This window comes from Paenarthrobacter sp. YIM B13468, from assembly GCF_042788025.1.
GTDB lineage: Bacteria > Actinomycetota > Actinomycetes > Actinomycetales > Micrococcaceae > Arthrobacter > Arthrobacter aromaticivorans.
Genome location: NZ_JBHZPI010000039.1, coordinates 24,475 through 32,634, shown reverse-complemented (window position 1 = coordinate 32,634; position 8,160 = coordinate 24,475). Strand labels below are relative to the sequence as shown.

Genomic DNA, 8,160 nt, shown 5'->3' with positions numbered 1-8,160 from the left:
AGAAAAAGCACTCGTCGCCGACACCTGCCAGGAAAACCCCACATCCTGGGGCTGCCCCAACGCCGAAAAATGACTGATTCCGGCTGCTGCAGCGTTCCCTGGCTAGGCCGGGGAACGCTGCAGCAACGGCAAGGCCATGACGTGGGCTGCTGCAAGGGGTTCGCCCAACGCAGCCAGGACTTCGCGGGCAAGTGCGACGTCGTTGACGCAGACCCCATCGACTCCGAGCCGGACCGCCGCACGGATTTCATCGCCTGTCTCCAGCGTCCAAGGGAACACCTTGAGTCCGGCGGAATGAGCTTCGGCGACCAATCCGGCGTCGAGAGTTCCAAAAGCGGGCGCCACGGCGGAAGCCCCGGTTGCCAAAGCAGCGGTCACGAGTTCCTTAGCGGCGGAAGGATAGAGGCCTACCGACCGGACGGGGCTCTCCCTGCTCAGCGCTACCAGCGGAACTCCCGGCAACATCCCGGACATTGCCCGGATGATTTGAGGATCAAAGCTGCGGACGCGCAAGGCCTGTTCGTCCTGGTGAGCCTTCAGCACCTTGGACAATTCAGTCACTATTCGGTGGCCATACAGGTCCCAGTCCGCACCGTCAGTCTTGACTTCAATGTCCAGAACGACGCCGGTGGCATTGGCGAAGCGCAACAGGGCAACGGTCTCCGACAGCGACGGCGCACGTGTTTCAGGATCGACGTCGGTAACCGTGGCAGGGTGTTTCTCGACTACGGCCTGAAGCATGGTCTCCAACCTGATGTCGGAGGATCCGATGACGGCGTCGTGTCTCAATACCAGTTGCATGTCCGACGTCAGCCAGACATCGACTTCGATGGCATCTACGCCAAGGCGAAGTGCCTCGACGAAGCTCGCCAGTGTATTCCCGTGCCGTGTGGCCAGAACGCCCCGATGGCCCTGAATCTCGATCATTTGAGCTTCCTATTCCGTTTCGTCCACGAGGGAAACTTCAATGACAGTGGTGAGTTGAGACAGTTGGGCGACGATGTCCGACGCTGCCATGGTGCCTTCAATCTCCAGCTCTATCTCAATGAGGTCAGCTGCGGCGGCGGTTTCCGTAGCTGTCATCAACCGGTCCATCACGCCCTTGGACTCGGCGGAACCCCGCGTCGTAGCGAAGCCCTGAACACGGAATCCTTGCTCGGTGCACGTTCGGAGCACGTCCCGCAGGGCTCCGACACCGTCCACGTACGTCACTTTCAACAGCCATTGGCTTGGCAAACCAAAGCGGAGCTTCGCGGTCACCACGGGATAGACGTAGACGATCACGAAGTGGGCTGCGGTGACGAAGACGGCGGGAAGCAAGAGGCCTGCCCCGGCGGACGTTCCGACTGCTGCGGTGACCCAGATGGAGGCTGCTGTCGTCAATCCGCGGACTTGGTTGCGCCGCACGAACACCAGTCCCGCCCCTATGAAGCCAATGCCGGAGACCACTTGAGCCGCCAGCCGGGAGGGATCCAGCCTCACCAGGTCCACCGCCAGTACGTCGCTGAAGCCGTATTTGCTCACGACCATAAACAATGCAGCTCCCAATCCGACCATGGCATGTGTTCTCATGCCCGCAGACTTGTTCTTGCTCTGGCGTTCAAACCCTATGGCCGTGGACAGGACGAGTGCTGCGGCCAAGGCCAGACACATCTGCCACCACTGTGTATCCGCGCTGAAGATCACTTAGTGCTCCGATTCGGTTATCAACCCCCTTCTTCTGTCCTCTATGTGGAAGATCCAGTCCGGTACGGATGTCCCATGCAAAAGCAGCTCAAGGTAGACACGACGCGAGCCGGTCCTCCCGCTCATTCTTCAAGCAAAGGAACGTTGCAGTCAACGCTTCTGCACATTCGTGCAAAATGATCGGTCACCTTTGTTAAGACGTATTAGCATGATATTTCGAAGAGCGGTTTGGCTGCCGAAATACCCAACAACAAGCCATAGAAGCCCATTTCCACCATCACGGAATCGGGTCTTGTGATCGATCATCTTTATGTGTAGGTTGACCAATGACCTGAAGTTAGGTTGTCAGGTCAAATGTGAAACAAATGCTTTTTTTGCAAGTGCTAAGTCGCCCGGACAGCGATGACGAGGGGGTCAACGTGAGGGTTTTCCATGGGCAGATTAGATACAAGTGATGCGCAAACCAGCAGGGCACCGGTCCACAGACCGCCACTAAGCATCCCGAAGAACCGACGGTGGAATCGGAGAACACGTAGGGACGCATGGGTTTTTGCCGCTTTCGCGGCACCCAATGTCCTGCTCATCCTCCTCTTTACCTACCGTCCGCTGGTCACCAACTTTTACTATTCCACCCTCGACTGGACGCTCGGGGCAGCCACAGCAACGAATGTGGGGCTGGGTAACTATGTGGAATTCTTTACCTCCCCCGACGCTTCCAGCGTGCTGGGCGTAACAGCCATATTTACGATCACCACCGTTGGCGGTGCGATGATCCTGGGTCTGCTGGTGGCGTTGGCTCTTAACCAGAGACTGAAGGGCACAACATTCGCCCGGGCAGTGGTTTTCGCGCCCTACGTCCTTTCCGGCGTCGGCGTCGGCTTGGTGTGGTTGTTCATTTTCGATCCTACGTACGGCGTCCTTTCATGGATTCTCCGCACAGTTGGCCAGGCGAGTCCCCAGTGGGTCAACGATCCTAAGCTCGCGCTGCTCATGGTCATCATCGTGTACGTGTGGAAGAACCTCGGCTATTGCGCAGTGGTGTATCTGGCAGGGCTGCAGTCCGTTCCGGCCCAGCTCCTGGAGGCTGCCTCGTTGGATGGCGCCAGTAGCCTGCGGCGCTTCACGTCGGTGGTGCTTCCCCTTCTTTCCCCCACCACCTTCTTCCTCCTGATCACCTCACTGCTGAGCTCCCTGCAGGCGTTCGACATCATCCGCATCATGACTCCATCCGGCAACGGAACCAGCACCCTGATCTTTGACTCCTACCTGCAGGCATTCGGCTCCTACAACCGGGCCGGATACTCCGCGGCCATCTCGGTTGTGCTGTTCGCTGGATTGCTCGTCATGACGGCTGTGCAGTTGCGCTTCGTGGAGCGAAAGGTTCACTACTCATGAGCACCAACACCCTTGAAACCACAGCACCTCGTGACCGTCCACTTTCCTGGCAAAACCTTGGCAAGACGATTGCCGGGGGTTACGTCCCCCTTCTGCTGGCAACCCTGGTGGTCTTCGTGCCCCTTCTGTGGATGATGTTGTCTTCCCTCAAAGCGCCCGGCGAGATCGTGACAACAAACCTGACTCTGCTGCCGAAGAACCCAAGTCTTCAGAACTACGCAGATGCAGCATCTACCGTGCCCTTCGCGCGATTCTTCCTCAACAGCGTGATCGTCACAGTCATCGGATCCACCATTAAATGCGTACTTGCAGTCTTCACGGCCTACGCACTCGTGTTTATCCGTTTCCCCTTCAAGAGGGTGATCTTCCTACTGATTCTGGTTGCGCTCATGGTCCCGCCGCAGGTTTCCGTGCTTCCCAACTACGTTTTGATCGCAGGCATGGGAGGGCTCAACACCTATTGGGGAATTATCCTTCCAGGCTTGGGAACGGCGTTTGGCACCTTCCTCCTCAGGCAGCACTTCCTCACACTGCCGCCGGCAATCCTGGAATCGGCGGAAATCGACGGTGCGGGCCACTGGCGCAAGCTCTGGAAGATCGTTGTCCCGGTGTCCGTGCCGAGCATCGCGACCGTTGCATTGGTGACCATCGTTTCTGAATGGAACGAGTACATCTGGCCGCTGATCGTCACGGACCATCCGGACATGATGACCCTTCCTGTGGGCTTGACGCAGCTTGTCAACAGCGATGGCAGCACCCAGAACTGGGGCATGCTCATGGCCGGTGCGGTGATCGTCCTACTACCGATCCTGCTCATCTTTGCCGCGCTGCAGCGGTACATCGTCTCCGGGCTCACTCAGGGCTCGGTTACCGGCTAAAACTCCACCCTTTGAGGATGCTTGAGCACCTCGATCACTAGAAAGGCACTTCCCCAATGTCAAAAACACTTTCCCGGAAGCATTTCCTCGGCTTGGCTGGAGCCTCAGTCACCGCCGTCGCGCTTGCAGCCTGCGGCGGCCCCTCGACGGATGCCGGAAGCACATCAGCAAAGGCGCTCTCTGCGGAGGATTGGTCCAAGGTCAAACCTGCGCCAAGCATCAGTTTCATGTCCAGCCATCCCGGTAAGTCCCGGGATACCGAGCAGAAACTGATAGAGGCTTTCCAAGCGGCCAATCCGGATATCAAGGTCAACCTCATCACCGGAGGCTCAAACTACGAGGAAGTGGCGCAAAAGTTCCAAACTTCCCAAGCCGGGAGCGAAGTACCGGACGTGGTAGTGGCATCGGATGTGTGGTGGTTCCGTTACGCGGTCTCAGGTGCCATCCTTCCGATCAATGCTCTTCTCAAAGCTGTCAACGTCAGTTCCTCCGACTACAAGTCCGGGTTGATCGCCGATTACGAATATTCTGATCAGCTGTGGGCAGTCCCCTACGCCCGTTCAACCCCGTTGTTCTACTTCAATAAGGACCACTTCAAGGCGGCCGGCGTTCCCGAGCGCGCGCCAAAAACCTGGGAAGAGTTCGCCGAATGGGCCCCCAGGATTAAGTCGGCAAATGCCTCAGCTTCCGGATACCAAAACGCCTACCAGTACCCCGCGATCGCAGGTTACGCCGGGTGGACCCTTCAAAACGTGCTGTGGGGCCAAGGCGGCGGTTGGTCCAAGGAGTGGGAGATTACGGCAAATTCAAGCCAATCTGTTGCCGCGATGCAGTGGGTGCAGGACTCCATTGTGAAGAATGGCTGGGCCGGGGTCTCCTCCAAGAATGCCATTACCGACCTTCAAGCCGGTGCAATCAGCGCCACGATCAGCTCGTCCGCCGACCTCGCAGCCACCCTCAAGGCGGCGAAGGAAGCAAACATGAGGATCGACGTCGGGTTCTTGCCGGGTGGGTCGGCTGCGGCCTCGCAGGTTTGTCCCACGGGCGGTTCCGGTTTGGTGATCGCCAGCAAAACGTCACCCGAACGGCAGCTTGCAGCGGCTAAGTTCGTCACCTTCATGACGAACGCGCAGAGCACGTCTACGTTGTCTGCTGCAACCGGCTACATGCCCGTAGCCGAGGCGGCAGATATCTCGGCGATTGTTGCCCAGACACCGGAATTCCAAACTGTCGTAGACCAGCTCAAGGAGACGCGCACCCAGGACTTTGCCCGAACGTTCCTCCCCGGCGGAGATCAGGAGCTGGCCAAAGCAGCTACCAGGATCATGAATGAAAAGGCCGATGTGCAGGCAACGCTGACCGAGTTGAAGGGAACGTTGGAGGCCATCTACAACAAGGATGTGAAGCCGAAGCTGAAGTCGTAAGCCCCGGTGCGTAAGCGTAGGCATCGTTGGGGGTGCCTACGCTTACGCACGAGGACTAAAGCTCAAGACCTTTCCTCCCAGATGGCCCCGGGAACCGGATTGCTGCCCTTTCCGGGGCGCCGCGGGGCTTGTATGCTGTGGAGCGGAGAGCCGGGAAGCCTGGTCGGCCCGTGGCTGAAAGCCGCGGAACGCCCTGGCATCCGCCGGTCGCGTTCGTCTGTGGACCCGAGGAGCGGACCGGCCATGAACGCATTAGCCCACCCCATCATTGAATCGACGGAGCTCACCAAAGACTTCGGCCGGACACTTGCCTTGAACGATCTCAATCTCAAAGTCTCCGACGGGGAGATCCACGGATTTCTTGGTCCCAACGGGGCCGGAAAATCCACGACGCTCAGGGTGCTGCTGGGACTGATCCGCCCTTCATCGGGAACCGTTCGTGTCTTCGGGCGCGATCCTTGGGTGGAACCGGTCCGTGCCCGCCGGGATATCGCCTACGTTCCCGGCGACGTCTCACTGTGGCCGAACCTCACCGGCGGTGAAGTCATTGACCTGCTTACAGGTCTGCGAGGCGGGGCTGATGAGGCTTTGCGCAGACGACTCATCACCGACTTTGAGTTTGATCCGCGGAAAAAATCGCGAACTTATTCCAAGGGCAACCGCCAAAAGGCGGCGCTCATCGCCGCCTTCGCGCGCACCGCCCGGCTTTACCTGCTCGATGAACCCAGCTCCGGGTTGGACCCCATCATGGATGCAGTGTTCCGTGCCGAGATTCAACGGGTCCACCAGGAGGGCGCCACCATCCTGCTCTCCAGCCATATCCTCAGCGAGGTCGAACAACTGTGTGACCGGGTCACCATCATCCGGTCCGGCACGGCCGTCGAAACAGGGACCTTGGCAGACCTCCGGCACCTAAGACGCACCCGCTTCCGGGTGACTGGCCTGACCGAGCCCGATCGACTGGCTTCGCTTCCGGGAATCCATGAACTGAGCATTGACGGAACGAGCGCTGAATTCGATGCTGACGCCGGCGACGTTCCCGCTCTCCTCGCCGGGCTATCTGCCTTGGGATTCGATGGCTTCTCCGCCTCGCCACCTTCCCTGGAATCGCTGTTCCTGGGCCACTATGGCCAAGCCACTCCGGAGATGCAGTGATGTCCGGCCTGCTGCAGCTGGTGCGCTTCCAAGCCCATCGGGACAAACTGGTGCTCCCCTTATGGGTCGGAGGCATAGCGGTGCTGGGGTTCGCAACCGCAACAGCGGTCGCCACTCAATTCGGAGACACGCCCTCACGCACCGCGATCATCACGGTGGCCACGTCAAGTCCGGCCTTCCTTTTCGTCCGGGGTGTCCCGGACGGTACCAGCACCGGCGCGGTCGTATTCTTTCAGGGTTATGCATTCACAGCCGTCCTCGCCGCGCTGATGAGCACCTTCCTGACTGTGCGGCACACCCGCACGGATGAAGAGCTCGGACGCGCAGAACTCCTGGGTTCCACACCACACTGGAGGTCCGCGCCGTTGATCGCCACACTGGTACTGGCTGCGGCTGCCAACCTTGTGCTTGCGGGGACGGTGGGCGCGGGATTCATCGCTGCCGGGCTACCGGTACTTGGTTCCCTGATGGCCGGGGCAGCTGTGGGCTCTGTAGGGCTATTCTTCGGCGCGGTCGGCGCAGTGGTTGCCCAGGCTATGCCATCAGGGCGCAGCGCCAACGGGGCAGCTGCTGCCCTGGTGGGTGTGTCTTACCTGATGCGCGGTGTCGGGGATGCCGTGGGCACTCCCGGCGCCGATCTGCAGCATGTGACAAGCTCGTGGATTTCGTTGCTGTCGCCAATCGGGTGGGGCCAACGGTCCCGGCCTTTCACCGCTGCCGATCCACTGCCTCTGCTGGTACTTCTGGCGGCGGCTGTCCTGTTGGCCTCCGCCTCCGTTCTGGTGAGGGAACGCCGGGACCTCGACGCCGCTCTGCTAAGCCGGCGTTACGGGAAGGAAAGAGCGGGCCTGGGAGGCGGGTCCTTGTTTGGTCTGACTTGGCGGTTGCAGCGCTCCACCATCGTGGGCTGGTGCGTGGGAGCGGGAGTACTGGGTGCCCTGGCCGGGGCTTTTGGACCCATCGTCAGGGATGCCATGTCAGGCAGCTCAGCCCTCCAGGATCTGCTCTCCCGGCTTGTCCCCGGCGTCCATGTTGATGCGGTGGACCTTTTCATCACAGCTTTGTTGGGAATCGTGGGGGTACTGGCTGCAGCGTCAGGGATCCAGGCCGTGCTACGCATGCGAGCCGAAGAGACAGAAGGCAGGGCTGAGTTCCTACTCTCAACGCCCCAGTCCGTGGAACGCTGGCTCGGCGCCAACGTGCTGGTGGCGGCCGGGTCAGCCGTACTGGTGACGATAGCTGGCGGAACGGCGGCCGCCGTGGGTCTTGGGCTCTCCGGGACGGCTCCTCAACGGGCAGGCTACCTGCTGCCCGCGGCACTGGCGCATGCCCCGGCGGCGTTCGTGTTCCTGGCAGTCACCGCGTTGGCATTCTCAATCGCCCCACGGCTTAGCGTCCCGCTGGGCTGGGGAATCCTTGCCGTCTCGTTGGTGCTGGACCAGTTCGGGGACTTCTTCGGGGTGCCCGGATGGCTTGTGAGCCTAAGCCCGTTCTGGCACTCCTCGGCGATGCCAGTGGAGGATTTCAACGTCGCGGGTGCCATCGCGTTAACGGCGGTCGCCACCGCACTCGCGTTGTCTTCCGTCGCGCGGATCCGACGCCGGGACCTCACCGCATGAACA

The 8,160-nt window shown here is 60.3% G+C and carries 7 protein-coding genes; 5 read left to right on the top strand and 2 right to left on the bottom strand.

The genetic code is table 11. The annotated features are described in order from the left end of the window. Positions 1–102: 102 nt before the first annotated feature. Entirely contained in the window at positions 103–927 is an 825-nt protein-coding gene (locus ACFX4T_RS24765; protein WP_377654994.1) for a glycerophosphodiester phosphodiesterase, read from the bottom strand. Between the two features lie 9 nt (positions 928–936). Next, entirely contained in the window at positions 937–1,653 is a 717-nt protein-coding gene (locus ACFX4T_RS24760) for an MgtC/SapB family protein (protein ID WP_254186038.1), read from the bottom strand. A gap of 465 nt (positions 1,654–2,118) precedes the next feature. Between ACFX4T_RS24760 and ACFX4T_RS24755 the strand changes: the two genes are divergently transcribed. The 5 genes from ACFX4T_RS24755 to ACFX4T_RS24735 all read left to right on the top strand — a co-directional run bounded on the left by ACFX4T_RS24755 (position 2,119) and on the right by ACFX4T_RS24735 (position 8,157). Further along, the gene (locus tag ACFX4T_RS24755) at positions 2,119–3,081 is read left to right on the top strand and encodes a carbohydrate ABC transporter permease (protein ID WP_223947697.1); all 963 of its coding nucleotides are present in this window, start codon (positions 2,119–2,121) and stop codon (positions 3,079–3,081) included. Further along, positions 3,078–3,959: a carbohydrate ABC transporter permease gene (locus ACFX4T_RS24750; RefSeq protein WP_223947696.1), complete on the top strand. Its 882-nt coding sequence runs from the start codon at positions 3,078–3,080 to the stop codon at positions 3,957–3,959. The genes ACFX4T_RS24755 and ACFX4T_RS24750 overlap by 4 nt, the downstream gene beginning before the upstream one ends. Positions 3,960–4,015: 56 nt before the next feature. Further along, entirely contained in the window at positions 4,016–5,383 is a 1,368-nt protein-coding gene (locus ACFX4T_RS24745) for an ABC transporter substrate-binding protein (RefSeq protein WP_216922318.1), read from the top strand. Between the two features lie 243 nt (positions 5,384–5,626). After that, the gene (locus tag ACFX4T_RS24740; protein WP_377654991.1) at positions 5,627–6,538 is read left to right on the top strand and encodes an ABC transporter ATP-binding protein; all 912 of its coding nucleotides are present in this window, start codon (positions 5,627–5,629) and stop codon (positions 6,536–6,538) included. Further along, positions 6,538–8,157, top strand: a complete 1,620-nt coding sequence (locus ACFX4T_RS24735; RefSeq protein ID WP_377654996.1) for an ABC transporter permease — start codon at positions 6,538–6,540, stop codon at positions 8,155–8,157. The genes ACFX4T_RS24740 and ACFX4T_RS24735 overlap by 1 nt, the downstream gene beginning before the upstream one ends. The last annotated feature ends 3 nt before the right edge of the window (positions 8,158–8,160 follow it).